15 protein-coding genes and 1 pseudogene are annotated in these 16,663 nt (G+C 63.7%); 6 read left to right on the top strand and 10 right to left on the bottom strand.

Annotated elements, in window-relative coordinates; genetic code table 11:
- Positions 1-56: 56 nt before the first annotated feature.
- Positions 57-701 carry a cAMP-activated global transcriptional regulator CRP gene (crp, locus tag RLO07_RS00665; protein ID WP_462290197.1) on the top strand — a complete coding sequence of 215 codons (645 nt, stop codon included), beginning with the start codon at positions 57-59 and terminating at the stop codon, positions 699-701.
- A gap of 173 nt (positions 702-874) precedes the next feature.
- On the opposite strand, the gene trpC is transcribed toward crp, so the two are convergent.
- The 7 genes from trpC to RLO07_RS00630 all read right to left on the bottom strand — a co-directional run bounded on the left by trpC (position 875) and on the right by RLO07_RS00630 (position 7,628).
- Positions 875-1,681, bottom strand: a complete 807-nt coding sequence (trpC, locus tag RLO07_RS00660) for an indole-3-glycerol phosphate synthase TrpC (RefSeq protein WP_462290196.1) — start codon at positions 1,679-1,681, stop codon at positions 875-877.
- A complete protein-coding gene (gene trpD, locus RLO07_RS00655; RefSeq protein ID WP_462290195.1) occupies positions 1,681-2,727 on the bottom strand; it encodes an anthranilate phosphoribosyltransferase in 1,047 nt (348 codons plus the stop codon). Before trpD ends, trpC begins: the two co-directional genes overlap by 1 nt.
- Complete coding sequence (locus RLO07_RS00650; RefSeq protein ID WP_462290194.1) at positions 2,727-3,320, bottom strand: anthranilate synthase component II; 594 nt, start codon at positions 3,318-3,320, stop codon at positions 2,727-2,729. The genes trpD and RLO07_RS00650 overlap by 1 nt, the downstream gene beginning before the upstream one ends.
- A 250-nt stretch (positions 3,321-3,570) precedes the next feature.
- Complete coding sequence (gene trpE / locus RLO07_RS00645) at positions 3,571-5,061, bottom strand: anthranilate synthase component I (RefSeq protein WP_462290193.1); 1,491 nt, start codon at positions 5,059-5,061, stop codon at positions 3,571-3,573.
- Positions 5,061-5,738: a ribulose-phosphate 3-epimerase gene (gene rpe, locus RLO07_RS00640; protein ID WP_462290192.1), complete on the bottom strand. Its 678-nt coding sequence runs from the start codon at positions 5,736-5,738 to the stop codon at positions 5,061-5,063. Before rpe ends, trpE begins: the two co-directional genes overlap by 1 nt.
- A 169-nt stretch (positions 5,739-5,907) precedes the next feature.
- On the bottom strand, positions 5,908-6,588 hold the full coding sequence (gene murU / locus RLO07_RS00635; protein WP_462290231.1) for an N-acetylmuramate alpha-1-phosphate uridylyltransferase MurU: 681 nt from the start codon (positions 6,586-6,588) through the stop codon (positions 5,908-5,910).
- 5 nt (positions 6,589-6,593) lie between these two features.
- Complete coding sequence (locus tag RLO07_RS00630) at positions 6,594-7,628, bottom strand: aminoglycoside phosphotransferase family protein (RefSeq protein WP_462290191.1); 1,035 nt, start codon at positions 7,626-7,628, stop codon at positions 6,594-6,596.
- 88 nt (positions 7,629-7,716) lie between these two features.
- On the opposite strand from RLO07_RS00630, the gene RLO07_RS00625 reads away from it, so the two are divergent.
- The 3 genes from RLO07_RS00625 (at position 7,717) to pdxA (ending at position 12,421) form a co-directional block, all read left to right on the top strand.
- Positions 7,717-10,092 carry an LPS-assembly protein LptD gene (locus tag RLO07_RS00625; protein WP_462290190.1) on the top strand — a complete coding sequence of 792 codons (2,376 nt, stop codon included), beginning with the start codon at positions 7,717-7,719 and terminating at the stop codon, positions 10,090-10,092.
- Positions 10,082-11,365, top strand: coding sequence for a peptidylprolyl isomerase (locus RLO07_RS00620; protein WP_462290189.1), 1,284 nt, complete (start codon positions 10,082-10,084; stop codon positions 11,363-11,365). The genes RLO07_RS00625 and RLO07_RS00620 overlap by 11 nt, the downstream gene beginning before the upstream one ends.
- 75 nt (positions 11,366-11,440) lie before the next feature.
- Positions 11,441-12,421, top strand: coding sequence for a 4-hydroxythreonine-4-phosphate dehydrogenase PdxA (gene pdxA / locus RLO07_RS00615; RefSeq protein ID WP_462290230.1), 981 nt, complete (start codon positions 11,441-11,443; stop codon positions 12,419-12,421).
- Between the two features lie 60 nt (positions 12,422-12,481).
- Here pdxA and RLO07_RS00610 read toward each other — a convergent pair.
- The 3 genes and pseudogenes from RLO07_RS00610 to RLO07_RS00600 form a co-directional block, all read right to left on the bottom strand.
- Positions 12,482-12,725 (bottom strand): annotated as a pseudogene (locus tag RLO07_RS00610) (DUF2442 domain-containing protein).
- Positions 12,706-12,870 carry a DUF4160 domain-containing protein gene (locus RLO07_RS00605; protein ID WP_462290188.1) on the bottom strand — a complete coding sequence of 55 codons (165 nt, stop codon included), beginning with the start codon at positions 12,868-12,870 and terminating at the stop codon, positions 12,706-12,708. Before RLO07_RS00605 ends, RLO07_RS00610 begins: the two are co-directional and overlap by 20 nt.
- A gap of 298 nt (positions 12,871-13,168) precedes the next feature.
- On the bottom strand, positions 13,169-13,534 hold the full coding sequence (locus tag RLO07_RS00600; RefSeq protein WP_462290187.1) for a hypothetical protein: 366 nt from the start codon (positions 13,532-13,534) through the stop codon (positions 13,169-13,171).
- A gap of 335 nt (positions 13,535-13,869) precedes the next feature.
- Between RLO07_RS00600 and RLO07_RS00595 the strand changes: the two genes are divergently transcribed.
- Together RLO07_RS00595 and RLO07_RS00590 are read left to right on the top strand one after the other, a co-directional pair.
- Complete coding sequence (locus RLO07_RS00595; RefSeq protein WP_462290186.1) at positions 13,870-15,135, top strand: hypothetical protein; 1,266 nt, start codon at positions 13,870-13,872, stop codon at positions 15,133-15,135.
- Positions 15,132-16,556 (top strand): hypothetical protein, encoded by a 1,425-nt coding sequence (locus RLO07_RS00590; protein WP_462290185.1) that lies wholly within the window; start codon positions 15,132-15,134, stop codon positions 16,554-16,556. Before RLO07_RS00595 ends, RLO07_RS00590 begins: the two co-directional genes overlap by 4 nt.
- Positions 16,557-16,663 lie beyond the last annotated feature (107 nt).

The raw sequence follows: 16,663 nt of genomic DNA, 5'->3' as shown, positions 1-16,663 counted from the left end.
AGCGTGCGGTACCATTGGCTACCGTCACAGCTTGCGGGCGAAAGGAAGACTGCTGAATGCTGAAGCCCCAGATAACCAGAAACATACCGAATGTGGAGAACTTTCTCCGTCATTGCAATCGCCAGGTATACCGCTCCAAGCATGTCATTCTCAGGGAGGGTGGGGACAGCGACTGTCTCTACCTGATCCTCGAGGGCTCGGTGTCGGTGATGGTGCAGGATGAAAATGACCCCGACCACCTGATGGTGGTGAGCTATCTGAATCCGGGCGATTTTTTTGGCGAGATGGGCCTGTTCGGCGCCACCGGGGAGGTGCGCAGCGCCATGGTTGTGGCGCGGGAACAATGCGAGGTCGCCGAGATCTCCTATGAGCGCTTTCACCAGCTGCGCAGCCAGTTCCCCGACATCCTGTTTGCCATCGCCAAGCAGATGGGTATCCGTCTGCGCCAGACCACCCGCAAACTGAAGGACCTGGCTTTTGTCGATGTCTCCGGACGCGTCGCCCACACCCTGCTGGATCTCTGCAAGCAACCCGATGCCATGACCCACCCCGACGGCATGCAAATCAAGATCACCCGTCAGGAGCTGGGCAAGATTGTCGGCTGCTCCCGGGAGATGGCGGGCCGGGTGCTGAAGACCCTGGAGGAAGAGGGGCTGGTCTCTGTTTCCGGCAAGACCATGGTGGTGCTGGGCACCCGGTAGGACCCGGGCCGCGGGCGGTCGCTGACCCAGGCCACCCTCTCTGGCCGCTGCGCGGCCATTCACCTTGCGGCCCAGGCCACCCTCTCTGTCCGCTGCGCGGCCATTCACCTTGTCCGCGGGCGATCGCGCAGGGACTGCGCTCCCACCGGGACTGCGCTCCCACCGGGACTGCGCTATGGGGACGGGAAGAACAGCTCCCGCAGGCGGTCGCCGGGCTCCGCAGCACGCATGAACGCCTCGCCGACAAGAAAGCTGAATACCCCGGCGTCGCGCATCAGCGCCACATCCCCGGGGGTGTGAATACCGCTCTCCGTGACCACCACCCGATCCGCCGGAATATGGGGCAACAGGCCGATGGTTGTCTGCAGTGACGTCTCGAAGCTGTGCAGGTCGCGGTTGTTGATGCCCAGCAGCGGTGTTGCCAGCTCCAGGGCGCGCTCCAGCTCACTGCGGTCATGCACCTCCACCAGCACATCGAGGCCATATTCGGCGGCGGCAGCCGCCAGCTCCCGCATCTGCCGATCATCCAGCGCGGCAGCGATCAACAGCACCGCATCGGCACCAATGGCCCTGGCCTCCACCACCTGCCAGGCATCGACAGTGAAATCCTTACGCAGCACCGGCAGCTCACAGGCCGCTCGCGCCTGCTGCAGATAGGCGTTCGCGCCCTGGAAAAAGTCCACATCGGTGAGCACGGAAAGACAGGTGGCGCCACCGCGCTGGTAGCTTTCCGCAATCTGCCCGGGCTGGAAATCCTCGCGAATCACCCCCTGGCTGGGCGACGCCTTCTTGACCTCGGCGATGACCGCCGGCCGGGATTGGGCCACCTGCTGCTGCAGCGCAGCGGCGAAGCCACGGGCCGCGGACTGCTCGCTGATGCGGGACTCCAGGTCCGCCAGCGACTGGCGTGCCCGACCCTCGGCAACCTCTTCCTGCTTGCGCGCGAGAATACGGCGCAGGATGGTGGATACCTCGCCCATCAGTCGTGCCCTCCGCTGCTCATCATCTGGGTGAAGCTGACAAACTCCTTGAGTTTCTCCATTGCCTGCCCGGTCGCAATCAGGTCCTCCGCCAGCGCGACGCCGTCGGCAATGGTGGCCGCCAGCCCGCTGACATAGATGGTGGCGCCGGCATTGAGCGCGATCATCGCCGCGGCCTTGCGCGCCAGCTCGCTGTCCTCGCGGCCCAGGGCAGCGCGGATCAGCGCGGCCGACTCGCTGGCACTGCCCACGGAGAGACCGTCAAGATCCTGCCGCTCAAGGCCGAAATCCTCCGGCGTGATCCGGTAGCTGGACACGGTACCGCGGACCAATTCGGCCACCTCGGTACTGCCACTGATGGTGACCTCGTCGAGACCGCCTTCGCCGTGCACCACCAGCACATGCTCGCTGCCCAGCACTTTCAGCACCTCGGCCAGCGGCTGGCACAGGGCCGGGTCGAAGACACCGACAAGCTGGCGCTTGACGCCGGCGGGGTTGGTCAGTGGCCCCAGCACGTTGAAGATGGTGCGCATGCCCAGCTCCCGGCGCGGGCCGACGGAGTGGCGCATCGCCGAGTGGTGCGCGGGGGCGAACATGAAGCCCATGCCCACGCTGTTGATGCTGCGGGCCACCTGGGCGGGGCTGAGGTCCATGGGCATACCCAGTTCCTGCAGCAGGTCGGAGCTGCCAGAGGTACTGGAAACCGAGCGGTTGCCATGCTTGGCCACCTGGGCGCCGGCCGCGGCCACGACAAAGGTGGCGGCGGTGGAGACATTGAACAGGTTGGCGCCGTCGCCGCCGGTACCCACCAGGTCCACCAGGTGCGGGCCCGACACCGCCACCGGCGTTGCCAGTTCGCGCATCACCTGGGCCGCACCGGCGATTTCGTCAATGGTCTCGCCCTTCATCCGCAGCGCCACCAGCAGGGCGCCGATCTGGGCGTCGGTGGCTCCGCCGGACATCACCGTGGTCATTACCGAAGCCATCTCGTCCTGGCTCAAGTCCTGCCTTGCCACCAGCCGCGCCAGTGCCTGTTGCATATCCATCAGCGCGTCTCCAGTTCCAGAAAATTACGCAGTAAATCGTGACCGTGGGCGGTGAGGATGGATTCCGGATGAAACTGCACCCCCTCCACCGCCAGCTCGCGATGCCGCAGGCCCATGATCTCATCCATGTCACCGTCCCCGGTTTCGGTCCAGGCGGTGATTTCCAGACAGTCCGGCAATCCCTCCGCTGCCACCACCAGGCTGTGGTAGCGGGTAGCCTCGAAGGGCTGACTCAGGCCCCGAAACACGCCCTGCCCGCGGTGGTGGATGAGGGAAGTCTTGCCGTGCATCACCTGCCGCGCGCGCACCACCTGCCCGCCGTAAACCTGGCCGATGCTCTGCATGCCCAGGCACACCCCCAGGATCGGCAGTTTGCCGGCGTACTCGGCAATCACCGCCATGGATATGCCTGCCTCATTGGGCGTACAGGGCCCCGGGGAAATGACGATGCGCTCCGGCGCCAGCGCCGGGATGTCGGCAACGGCGATTTCATCGTTGCGCACCACCTGCACTTCGGCCCCGAGTTCACCCAGATACTGCACGATATTCCAGGTGAAGGAGTCGTAGTTGTCGATCATGAGTATCTTGGACATAACTATCTCTGTGGGCGCAGGCTCGGCAGGTCGGGGTGGGCAGAGATGCCTGCTGAAACTTGCTGTCCCGCATCGGCGGCCAGGCACGGGTCATGGAGAAAAGGCCGGAATTATAGCATGCAGAGGCTGTTTACCGTCTACCGGACTCTAGCTTGCAAGCCCGGGCGACCGGGCCGGACGGGCTGGCTTCGCGGCTCTAGAGTCAGCCTGACATCCGCCAGTGCCCGCTCCAGCACCTGCCTGCCCCGTGTCACGGCTGCTCCAGCCCCGCCAGCACCATGGAGGCGGCGCGGAACATGGCCCGGGCCTTGTTGTGGGTTTCCTTCCACTCCAGCCGCGGCACCGAATCGGCTACCACGCCGGCGCCCACCTGCACATAGAGCTTGCCGCCCTTGATCACCGCGGTGCGGATGGCGATGGCGGTGTCCATCTCCCCGGCCCAGGAAATATAGCCCACGGCACCGCCATAGACCCCGCGCTTGACCGGTTCCAGCTCGTCGATGATCTCCATGGCACGGATCTTGGGCGCACCGCTCAGGGTGCCTGCCGGCAGGGTCGCGCGCAGCACGTCCATGGCCGACTTGCCCGCCTGCAGCTTGCCGCACACGTTGGAAACGATGTGCATGACGTGGGAGTAGCGCTCCACCGCCATCTGGTCCGACACCCGCACGGTCCCCGTCTCGGCGATGCGGCCAATGTCGTTGCGGCCGAGGTCGATCAGCATCAGGTGCTCGGCGATCTCCTTCGGGTCCGCCAGCAGTTCCGCCTCCAGGGCCAGGTCCTCGGCCTCGTTGTGGCCGCGGCGACGGGTGCCCGCCAGCGGCCGCACTGTCACTTCGCCCTGCTGCAGACGGGCGAGAATCTCCGGCGAAGAACCGACAATGTGGAAATCGTCCAGGTCCAGGTAGTACATGTAGGGCGAGGGATTGAGATTGCGCAGGGCGCGGTACAGGTTCAGCGGCGGCGCACTGAAGGGCACTTCCAGGCGCTGGGAAGGCACCACCTGCATGACGTCCCCCGCCAGCACGTAGTCCTTGATGCGGTTGACCACGTCGGCAAACTCCGGTTCGCTGAAATGGGAGCTGGCGCTGCCCTCCAGGGTACTGGAATCGGCGCCGTGGAGGGCCACCTCGGGCAGGGGCGGCATCGGCTCGCGCAGCTTGTCGGCCAGGGCCCGCAGGCGTGCCCGGGCCTGTGCCAGAGCCTCAGGCCGCGCCGGGTCGGCATTGACGATGATGCGGATGGTGCCGGACAGGTTGTCGAACACCAACACCTCTTCCGACAGCAGCAGCAGGATATCCGGATTGCCCAGCTCGTCCGGTGGCGCCCCGCCCTTCAACTTCGGCTCTACGTAGCGCACGCTGTCATAGCTAAAATAGCCCACCAGACCACCGTGGAAGACGGGCAGTTCCGGCTGCGGGGCCACCTGGAAGCGGCCCTGAAACGCCTCGACAAAGGCCAGGGGATCCTCGACCTCGTGGGACTCGGTGACCTCGCCATCGACCAGGATATCCACCTGGTAGTCATGCACCCGCAGCAGGGTGCGGCAGGGCAAGCCGATGATCGAGTAGCGGCCCCACTTCTCACCGCCCTGGACCGACTCGAAGAAGTAGGAAAACGGCCCTTCCGCCAGCTTGCGGTATGCACTGATGGGGGTTTCCAGGTCGGCGAGCACTTCCATGCTGACAGGGATGCGGTTGTAGCCCCGGGCCGCCTGGGCGGCGAACTCCTCTGGCTGCATCAGCTGCGGCCCACCCTGGCCAGGGCGTTGCGCATGTCGGCGATCACCGCGGCATAATCCGGCTGGTTGAAGATCGCGGAGCCGGCGACAAAGGTGTCCGCGCCCGCGGCGGCAACCTCCGCGATATTCTTCGGCGACACACCACCATCGACTTCCAGGCGGATGGGGTAACCGGAGGCATCGATCAGGGCTCGCGCCTCGCGCAGCTTGTCGAGGGTGGCGGGAATGAAGGACTGGCCGCCGAAGCCCGGGTTCACCGACATCAGCAGTACCACATCCACCTTGTCCATCACGTATTTGAGTGCATCCAGGCCGACATGGGGATTGAACACCAGGCCGCTCTTGCAGCCCGCCTCACGGATCATCTGCAGGGAGCGGTCAACGTGGGTGGAGGCGTCCGGATGGAAGGTGATCCAGCTGGCCCCGGCCTCGGCAAAGTCGCCGATCAGGCGGTCCACCGGGGACACCATCAGATGCACGTCGATGGGCCCAGTGACTCCATGCTTGCGCAGCGCCTTGCAGACCATGGGCCCGATGGTGAGGTTGGGGACGTAGTGATTGTCCATGACATCGAAGTGCACCACATCCGCGCCCGCTGCCAGCACCTGGTCGACTTCCTCGCCAAGGCGGGCGAAATCCGCCGACAGGATGGACGGTGCGATAAGGTAGTCGGTCACGGCGAAACTCCGGTAGTGGCAAAGGGGGCCATTCTAGCGGCTATGCATCCCGGCTTCATCTCGAAATTCCACCCCAGATATTGTAGGAGCCCGCTGGCCCAGGCCACCCTCTCTGTCCGCTGCGCGGCCATTCACCTTGTCCGCGGGCGATCGCGCACAGAGTGCGCTCCTACCTTTGCGGTGGGGAGGAGAGCCGGGCGTCCAGTTCCCGCAGTCGCTGCGGCGTGCCGACATCGGTCCAGGCGCCACCGAAATACTCGCCCGAAACCCGGCCCGCGGCGATGGCGGCATCCAGCAGCGGTCGCAGCGGCAGCTTGCCCGGGACCATGTCGGCGAAAAATCCCGCAGTGTAGACTCCGATACCGGCGTAGGTCAGTCCGCGCGTGCCAGCCGGGCGGGCGCTCAATCCGCCCCCCGCCGTGACGCAGAAGTCGCCGTCGGGATGCTGGGGCGGATTGTCGACCAGCACCAGGTGGGCTGCCCCCGGGGGCAGACTGCGCTGCACCAGCAGGCGCTGCAGCGGAAACGTGGTCCAGACATCGCCATTCACCACCAGGAACGGGTCATCGCCCAGCAGCGGCAGGGCCCTGTGGATACCGCCGGCGGTCTCCAGGGGCTCCGGTTCCCGGGAATAGCGAATCTGTACGCCCCAGCGACTGCCGTCTCCACACCAGTCGACAATCTGTTCGGCGAGGTGGGAGACATTGATCACCAGGTCCCGCAGCCCGAGTTCAGCCAGGGCCTCGATATGCCAGGCAATCAGGGGCCTGCCGCCGGCTTCCAGCAGCGGCTTGGGCGTATGCCCGGTCAGGGGACGCATGCGCTCGCCGACCCCGGCGGCCAGGATCATCACTTTCACCGCGACACGCTCCAGGGCTGCTGCGCAATGACCGGCTGCAGACGCTGTTCGAACCAGTCGCTAAAGTTATCCAGTACCGCGGTTTCGCCGGCGTGGGCGGCCAATACCTCGCGAACATGGGTGATCACCAGCGGCAGGTCCTGCAGATAGGCGGATTTCCCGTCGCGCAGATACAGGCGGGCGAAGGTGCCCAGCACCTTCAGATGCCGCTGCAGCCCCATCCAGTCCAGCCAGCGCAAAAAGGTGGCATCATCCACCGCGGGCAGTAGCCCCTGCGCGCGCAGGGCGTCACGGTGGGCCAGCGCCCAGGCCGTCACCTGCTCCCGCGGCCAGTAGATGTAACAGTCCTTCAGCAGCGATACCGCGTCGTAGGTGACCGGCCCCACCACGGCGTCCTGGAAATCGATCACCGCCAGCTCAGCGCCGCCGAGGCACATCAGGTTGCGGCTGTGAAAGTCCCGATGCACCAGCACCTGAGGCTGTGCCAGTGCGCTACCGATCAGCAGGCCGTCCAGTTCCGCCAGCAGGTGGATTTCCGCATCCGTCAGCACCAGGCCCAGCAGTTGCTGCAGGAACCAGGCGGGGAAGCGGCTGAACTCCTCCGCCAGCAGGGCACGATCATAGACCGGCAGGGCAACCAGCGCCCCGGGATCGACCGCGGCCAGCTGGCGCAGGACCGCAAGCGCGCGAGCGTAGTGTGCCTCCACGGTCGCGGCACCGAGTTCACCCAGCAGCAGCCGGTCACCCAGGTCCTCCAGCAACAGGAATCCCCGGTCCAGATCCGCCCCCAGCAGTTTAGGTACCCGCACCCCCGCACGCTCCAGCAGCTGGCGCATGGCCAGGAACTCGCGGTTTTTCTCTGTCGCCGGCGGCGACTCCAGCACTATGGCGGTGCGCCCGGGCCACTGCAGGCGAAAATAGCGGCGGTTGCTGGCATCGCCCGCCACGGGCAACAGTACCGCCGGGGTTGTCGGGGACTGGTCGAGGGCGGCCAGCGCCCAGGGCAGCAGTTGTGGCGAAGGGATCGGCAAGGAGGGCTCCTGTGGCAAAAAAGTCCCGGACAAGCCCGGGGTGATGCTTTATCATCCCGTTTTATACCAGAAAATGCATCTTGCCCTGATGAATCCGCGCCCGCACAGCCCTGCCGAACCCCGGTTGCGCCTTCTCGCCGTTGCCCTGAGCCTGGTCCTGCCCGCTCTGACCACCGGGCTCGCCCGGGCCAGTGACAGCGCCGGGCTGGACTGGGTACCACTGCAATCCGTGCCGGAGGCGCTGCGCGACAAGCACTGCCGCCGCTGCGGCGGCCGCTACCTGGACCCGCTGGCCGAATCTGATCTCAGCGACACGCCCGCCAGCTCCGACATTCGCGCCAGCGCCACCGAATCCGAACTGCTGGGCGACGATGTCTACCTGCGCGGCGGGGTGGCCGTGGACCAGGGCTATCGACAGCTGCGGGGTGAGGACGCCTACTTCGACCGCATCGAGCGCGAGGGCACCGTGTCCGGGGGCATCACCCTGCGCGAACCCGGCCTGCTGCTGCGCGGCCAGGAGGCCCAGTATTCCGCGGACACAGGCGAAGCCAGCATCCGCGACAGTGAATTCGTGCTGCACCAGCAGCACATCCACGGCAGCGCCGGCCAGCTGCGCCGGGACGGGGCGGGCAAGCTGTTCATCCGCGACGGCAGCATGTCCTACTGCGCGCCGGACGACGTAGAGTGGGCCATTCGTGCCGACAGCATCAAGCTGGATCTGGAGGAAGGCCTGGGTACCGCCACCGGCGCCAAGCTGGACCTGGCCGGCGTGCCCGTGCTCTACATACCGTGGATCCGCTTTCCGCTGGACGACCGGCGTCGTACCGGCCTGCTCTGGCCCGACATCAGCTCCGATACCAACGGCGGTCTGGACCTGGCGGTGCCGATCTATTTCAACCTGGCCCCGAACTACGACCTGCTGTACACACCGCGCCTGATCCAGGATCGCGGCCTCAACCACGAGCTGGAGGCGCGCTATCTCAACCGCCATACCGGCTTCTGGTCCGTCGGCGGGGCCTACATGCCCAGCGATGACCGCCTGCAGCGGGACCGGCCGCAGGAAAGCGGCGACAACCGCTGGCTGGCCAATGTCGAACACTACGGCCTGTTCGAGCAGCGCTGGCGCTCGCGAGTCGATTACAGCAAGGTCAGCGATGTCGACTATTTCAAGGATCTTGACACCTCCAACCTGGATACCCAGCGCAAGACCAACCTCCTGCAGCTGGGTTCCGTTGACTACCTGGGCGAGGACTGGCTGGTGGGCATGGAATTCCAGCAGTTCCAGACCCTGGCCGACGATATCGTCGAGGACTACAAGAAGCTGCCGCAGATTACCGCGAGCTTTCGCGGCGACAACACGCCCTTCCAGCTCGACCCGATCTTCCTTGCCCAATATTCCTACTTTGATTCGGATTCAGAACGCGTCACCGGCCAGCGACTGTACATGGAGGGCGGCGCCACCCTGCCGTTGCTGTGGCAATACGGCTTCCTCAAGCCCACCGCCAAGTACCGCTATCTGGAATACGAACTGAACGACCGCGGCCTGCTCGGCAGCGACAGCCCCTCGGCCGGGTCGGGACTGCTCAGCATCGACGGCGGCCTGTTCTTCGAACGCGCCACCAAACTGGCGGGGCGGAACCTGCTGCAGACCCTGGAGCCACGGGCCTACTATCTGGTCAGCGAGTACGACAACCAGTCCACCCAGCCCGATTTCGACAGCGCCGAGCTGACCTTCAGCTACAACCAGCTGTTCCGGGAGACGCGGTTCTCCGGGCGCGACCGTCTCGATGATGCCAACCAGATATCCCTGGGCCTGACCACCCGCTACATCAGCCAGGAGGACGGCCGCGAATACCTGAACGCCAGCCTCGGCCAGACCTTCTACCTGCGCGACCGCCGGGTGCGGCTGGACCCACGGGACGAAGTGCTGGACCAGGCCAGTTCGGAAATGGCGGCGGACCTGAACTTCTTTCCCAATCAGCGCCTGAGCCTGCGCAACAGCCTGGTGTGGGACCCGGACAGCGGCAATATGAATGCCGGCAGCCTGCACGCCAGCTATCAGCGCAGGGACCGCGCGGTCTTCAACGTCGGCTATTCCTACCGCCGCCCGGTCACCCTGGTCGACCGGGATGTCGTCACCGAGCAGGCGCACCTGTCGGCTTATTACCCGGTGGACGAGCGCTGGAGTGTGTTTGCGGCGCTCAACTTCAGTGTCGAGGGCAGCACCAGCGTGGAAGATATGTTCGGAATCGAATACGATACCTGCTGCTGGCGCGTGCGCCTGTTACATCTGCGCTACATAGATACCGTCCCCGGCCAGAATCCCGATTTCTCCAACCCCGATCTGGAACGGGAGCACTCCACACAGGTCCAAGTCGTACTCAAGGGCATGGGCGGCTTTGGTAACCGGGTTACCGACCTGCTTGAAGATATGATTCGAGGTTTCAACGATCGTGACTATTAAATCCTTACTGCTGGCCGCCGGCCTCGCCACCTCACTGCTGCTGGGGCTGCCTGCACAAGCCCAGACCCAAATGCTGGACCAGGTGGTGGCTATCGTCGATGACGACGTCATCATGGCCAGCGAGCTGCGGGAAAGGGTCCAGAGCATCACCCAGACCCTGCAGTCCCGCGGCATGGAGCTGCCCCCCGAGGATGTGCTGATTCGCGAAACCCTGGACAGGCTGATCATCGAGAGCATTCAGCTGCAAATGGGCAACCGGGTGGGCGCTCGCATCAGCGATGCCCAGCTCAATGCCGCCCTGGAGCGCATCGCCGCCCAGAACCGCATGAGCCTGGAGCAGTTCCGGGTCATGCTGGAGCAGGAGGGTCAGTCCTACGCCGCCATGCGCGAGCAGATCAGGCGTGAAATGATCATTCAGCGGGTCCAGTCCGGTAACGTCAACCAGCGTATCCAGATATCGGAGCAGGAGGTCAACAATTTCCTCGCCTCCTCCGAGGGCCAGGAACTCAGCCAGCCCGAGTACCGCATCCAGCACGCCCTGCTGCCACTGGCGCCCGAGGCGCCCGAGAGCGAGGTCGAGACGGCCCGCACCTACCTGGAGGGTCTGCTGCGGCGGATCCGCGGTGGCGAAGCATTCGACCAGGTCATTTCCGGCAGCACCGACCGCTACCCGTTTTCCGGTGGCGACCTCGGTTGGCTCAAGGCCGATGACCTGCCGAGCCTGTTCAGCGATGTGGCCCCCGGCCTGGAAACCGGCGCCACTTCCGACCCCATCCGCAGCCCCTCCGGCCTGCACCTGGTGCACATGGCGGACATGCGCGGTGGTGGTGACCAGATGGTGGAACAGACCCGCGTGCGCCACATCCTGGTGCGGCCCTCCGAAATCATGACCGACGAACAGGCCCGCGACCTGGTCGCCAGCCTGAAGGAGCGCGCCGAGGCGGGTGAAGACTTTGCCGACCTCGCCCGGGAATTCTCCGAGGACATTGGCTCCGCGGCCGAGGGCGGCGACCTCGGCTGGACCACCCCCGGGCAAATGGTGCCCGAGTTCGAGGCGGCCATGGCGGAGACCCCGGTCGGCGAACTGTCCGACCCGGTACAGAGCCAGTTCGGCTGGCACGTACTTGAGGTGCTGGAGCGGCGCGAGCAGGACATGACCCGCCAGGCTATCCGCGCCCGCGCCACCGAGGCCCTGCACCAGCGCAAGTACGAGGAAGAACTGGACGCCTGGCTGCGCAAGATCCGCGACGAAGCCTACGTCGACATCAAGTAGGCGCAGCCCGTGACGGTGCCGAGGATCGCCATCACCGCCGGGGAACCGGCGGGGATCGGCCCGGATATCGTCGCCATGATTGCCCAGAGCGAGTGGGCAGCGGAGCTGGTGGTGATTGCCGACCCGGAGCTGCTGCGAGCCCGGGCGCAAGTGCTGGGGCTGCCGCTGCAATTGCAGGTGATTGACCTCGCCGGTGTGTCCCATCCCTTGCCCGCGGGGACTGTTGGCGTCCTGCCCGCCAGTGGCGACTGCGCCGAGCCGCGCCAGGCCGCGCCGCGCCAGGCCGGGCCGCGCCTGGCCGGGCCGGGCCTGGCTGAGGCGGTGGAACCCGGGGTTCTCAACGTGGCCAACGCGCCCTATGTAGTCGAGACCCTGCAGCGCGCGGTCGACGGCTGCACAAGCGGCCAGTTCCAGGCCATGGTCACCGCGCCAGTGCAGAAGTCCGTGATCAACGACGCCGGTATCCCCTTCAGCGGCCACACCGAGTTCCTGGCGGAGCAGACCGGTACTGCCCGGGTGGTGATGTTGCTTGCTGCGGGAGAACTGCGGGTCGCCCTGGCGACGACTCACCTGCCGCTGTCGCAGGTTCCCGCGGCCATTACTGCGGAGTCATTGGCCACCACCCTGCACATCCTCCACGCTGACCTGAAGAACAAGTTCGGCATCCTTGAACCCTGCATCGCCGTGCTCGGCCTGAATCCCCACGCCGGCGAGGGCGGGCACCTGGGGCGGGAGGAAATCGAGGTAATCGGTCCCGTGCTGGACAGGCTGCGAGGTGAAGGCATGAACCTGCTGGGGCCGCTGCCGGCGGATACTGCCTTTAGTCCCAAGCTGGTGGAGCAGGCCGACGCCTACCTGGCCATGTTCCACGACCAGGGCCTGCCGGTGCTGAAATATGCGGGTTTCGGCAATGCGGTAAACATCACCTTGGGATTACCGATTGTACGGACCAGCGTAGACCACGGCACAGCGCTGGACCTGGCGGGTACCGGGGAGGCGAGTGACGGGAGTTTGCGGGCGGCGCTGGAGCTGGCGATTCGGCTGACAGCGTCTTGATCGGCGTTTACCGGTATGCCTATGACAAAGCACCCGACAAGCTTGTCTTTCTAGCTGCTCCTACCTCGCGCCGGCCAGAAGGCCTGAAACGCTCAAGTCTTCGTCAATTTCGGGCCAGTGAATGCCCTCCATCTCCCAGGAGCTCCCATTTTTCTCTTTGTGACTGCGATGCCCTGGAAAGCGCTGGGAACCACGCGATCGGCACTGAGATAGTGCGCCCGTCCACAAGATCGACGTTCATAGAATATTCTGTAAAACTGACATTGTGAGCCAACGGACGAAGCTCAACCGCTAAAGTACCCATCCCAAGCCTCCAATAAAACTATACAATTTTCCTCGACAAGTCTCTCAAGTTTTCGAAGTTCCTGCGGCGAGAAACGAGTCGAACTGGCGAGAATTGGTGGCTCAAGCCAGAACTTTGCCAGCATTCTATCTCTCTGAATATGCACGTGGGAGTGACCCCAGGGTGCCCTCTCAGCGGCGGCATGGAGAATCACACGTCGTGCCCCTGGCTGTGCAGCTTCTATAGCGCCCTGGGCTACGCGCAGTCCTGCCAGCCGAACTCGGTTTTGCTAAGGCCGATATCCAGCTCCTGGCGCTCCCCCCTGATTGATGCGTGTCATCAAATCGCGTACTTCGATGGCCGCCCCCTGCATTAGCGATCAATTCCGATCAGAATCTCCGCGGAGACGTTTTTCGGTTATAACCAGCGCCTGGAACAAAGGCACTTCGATATAGGCCACCACTTCAGCCCAGCAAAGCCCTCAGCTGCGGCACGAAAACGCCAAGCACGAGAACGCCGAGCATCCAGGTGTGGACGTCCAGCGTTCGATCCTGCTTGCTGAAACGCCCCTCGAACTTGGCATCCTGCTCGAGGCAGTGCCTGTCGATCTCCGCGAAGCGCCTGTCGAGTTTTGCATCCTGCTGCGCAAACCGCGCATCCAGCTTGGCGTCCAGCACCGCCTCAAAGTGATCCTTCGTCAGGATGTTGTCTGCATAAAATCCAAACGCTTCCGCCATGAGCTCCGCCTGCGCATCAGCCTGGGGCTCGGGCACACCTGCGTCTCTCAGCCTGCGGGCATACCTGAGCGAATCGAATGCCAATGTCGCCATGATAGCTCTCCTGCGGGCGCTGGCAAGTGCCCGCCTCTTGCCGAATCAGTAGCATCGCAAATTCGCGACCGCAGTGGTACATCAAAACCGTCCAATCGCATTCCGCCCGCACAATGCTCGCTCCGCCTCCCGGCAGGTAAGGCGGAGGGGACGTGGGGGCATCGGATGGCAGGGACAGGATGGTGGGGTCTCGCCTTGTTGCGATTTCTGGAGAAATGCTACAAAACGAGACCTGCCCACCCAATTCCGCATGCTACAATCGCCCGAAAAACAGCCCGGCTCCACGCTATGCGAACCACCAGTCATCTGCCTGAATATCGGGACCCGCGCTTGCGATGATCTCCACTATCAGCAACCGGGACTTCCTGAAGGCCCTTGGGTTGGCAGTGGCAGCCCTCGCGGCCAGCGCAGCACTGCTGATACCCGGGTACCTATGGCTCGTACCCGTGTTCCACCCCGAATTCAAGCCCTACATCGAAGGCGACAGGGCGGATCCGATTGCCATCTCCGGCAACCGCTTCCAGCCGGTGGTGTCTGGAGACAGCCGCGTTGATGGCTCAGCCGCCATAATCAGTGAGCTGGCTGAAGTGCCGCCCGAGGACCACGCTGTACTGGTGCACCGGCGCCTGTTCCGTGCCGATCAGTTCCCCTTCCTTCGTTACCACATTGAAGGCCGCAATCCGGCCCTGCAAGTCATGCTGTTCTGGCAGAGAGCAGACGCGCCCGGGGAAAATCACTTCGCGGAACTGGACTACTCAGGGGAGGGGCCGCGCCTTCACAACCTGCTGCGCCACGAGGAGTGGAGAGGCACGATTACCGAACTGGCGGTGGGATTTTTCGGGGATCTGCGGGGGGAGGCGGTGAAGCTACATGGGTTGGAGCTGGAGCCCTACAGTCACAGCGGAATACTGCAGGCGGTGTGGGCAGAGTGGACTGCGTTTGCGCCCTGGGACCAACGCTCGATCAACGCCTACCGCGGCGTGCCCAGTGGGGCATTGATGTATCCGGTGCCGGCAATAGCCATTTGGCTGGCAACCAGCATGATCATCATCCTGCTGCTGCGCCAGTTTACCCGTCGTGACAATCTATCGCCCCCACTCTGGCTGCCCGCAATCCTTGCCACCGGGCTGACGTGGGCAATTCTGGACGGCCTCTGGCTGCAACAGCTGTTCCGTCAGAATGCTGAAACCCGCCATCTGTTCGCGGGCAAGACACTACATGAGAAAAAGCTGGCGGATTGGGATGGGGAGTACTACCAAGGGGTGGCGTCAATCAAGGAACTGGCAGGTAACCATACCAACGATGTGATCATACTCTATCAGGAAGGCCACGCTGCCATGGCACAAAGAATGCGGTTTCATCTCCTGCCGCAAATCATGGCAAGAAAACTTCACACCGCCAACGAAACCTGGATACGAAGCGCGAACCGGGAATTTGACTATGTGGTTCTATTATCAGAATCAGGTAGCAAGCCCTACTCCCAGCCGGTGTTCAGAAGAGCACTTGAAGATACGAATGCTGCAAACTGGAGCATGGTTTGGACGCACGGCCCGGTTGCCTTGTATGCGACCAACAGAGCGCAACCGGCCACCGGATCATGACAAGCACTGCACTCGCATTGCTGCTAGCCGCCTCTCTCCCCTGGATATTCGGTCTGATGCTGGCCCGCTGGTTATCGGGCCCGGGGCGCTCCGTATTCCTGTACCTCGGACAAGGGTACATTCTGGGCATGCTCGCTGTGGTGTGGCTCATTAAGGCGTGGGATGCAGGTGGGTGGACTCTGCACTTCCGGCCGATGGCGGTGGTATTGCTGGTGCTCACGATCCTGGTGGTCGTTGGCGCACTACGTCGCAAGATATCAGACAAACCGGCTCCTCCACACCCGGCAGAGCTGACAGGCACATCTACAGCCGGCTGGCAGCAGGGAATCATACCCTTGCTCTGCCTCGCTATGGGCGCTCACCTGCTTTTCGTTGTGCAGGAGCTGCTACTGCGCCCAACTTTTCCCTGGGATGCCTGGCGAGGATGGGAACCCAAAGTCATCCAGTTCTTTGCCAATCGTTCCCTGGATGCACCGATGGAGACCATTGGCAATTATGGGGAGGTCTCGACTCTCGCAATGTTGTGGATGATGCTCGCCAGTGAAAAAAGCCACGAGCCCTTCCTGCATCTTCCCTGGCTTCTGGCGTATCTGGCGCTGGCGGCCATCGTATACGGATATCTGCGCGAACGTTCTTCAAGCCTAGTGGCCGCGCTCGGCGCCTATCTGGTTACGAGCCTGCCCTATTTAAACAGCCATGTTGCGCTCGCCGGCTACGCGGATATCTGGCTGACGCTGGCGTTTACCGTAGGCGTGCTGGCCTTGAGTGAATTCAGGTGTAACCACCGCTATCGCCAGCTTGTTTTGGCTTTGCTGATGGCCGCTGCCTGCTTGCAGGCAAAACGTGCAGGGATGGGTTTTGCAGCCGTGCTCTTGGCACTCGTGGTTGTCGAAATCGGCATGCGCGCACCGAGGCCGGTGGCCGTAGCATTGGTCATTGCAAGCATCACGATGGCAGGTATTCTGGGGCTGACCCTGTTGGGATACATGAATCTTCAATTTCCCTTGCCGGGAGGCCAAAAACTCCTGCTTTCCTCTTCGGAATTTCACGTCACCGGCCTGGTGCGTTTTGCTTTCAACCCGGACTGGCAGCCCTCCCCGTTTTTCGAGGCACTATTGCAGTTCGGAAACTGGCACCTGGCCGCCTATCTATGGCTGGGGGCTGCAGCGATGGTGTTGGCACTTCGCAAGTGGCCACTGCTCCTGCGGGTGGAAAATCTTGGCGTTATGGGTGGACTAACCGTGATCGTACTGTATTTTGTTATGGCAGCGCCCGAGACAGCGCTGGATCACACGGGACTTTCCAGAGCTTTGCTCTATGTCATGCCATTGGCTGTGGCGTGGCTACTGACAACTACCAGCAACGGAGGCACACGTGGCTCCGGTGTCGCTAGTTGGCAAATTCCGGCGCCAGGGGGCTGAGAAGAAATGGCGCCTCCGCGCAAACCCATTTCGGTTATACCATGCACTTGGCTCCAGGTGCTTGTGGATAGCCGCAGCAGAACGTTTGTAGCAAATTCGCTTGCACA

The sequence above is a fragment of the Haliea sp. genome (assembly GCF_040221975.1).
Taxonomy (GTDB): domain Bacteria; phylum Pseudomonadota; class Gammaproteobacteria; order Pseudomonadales; family Halieaceae; genus Haliea.
This window is presented reverse-complemented; position numbering and strand designations above follow the sequence as displayed.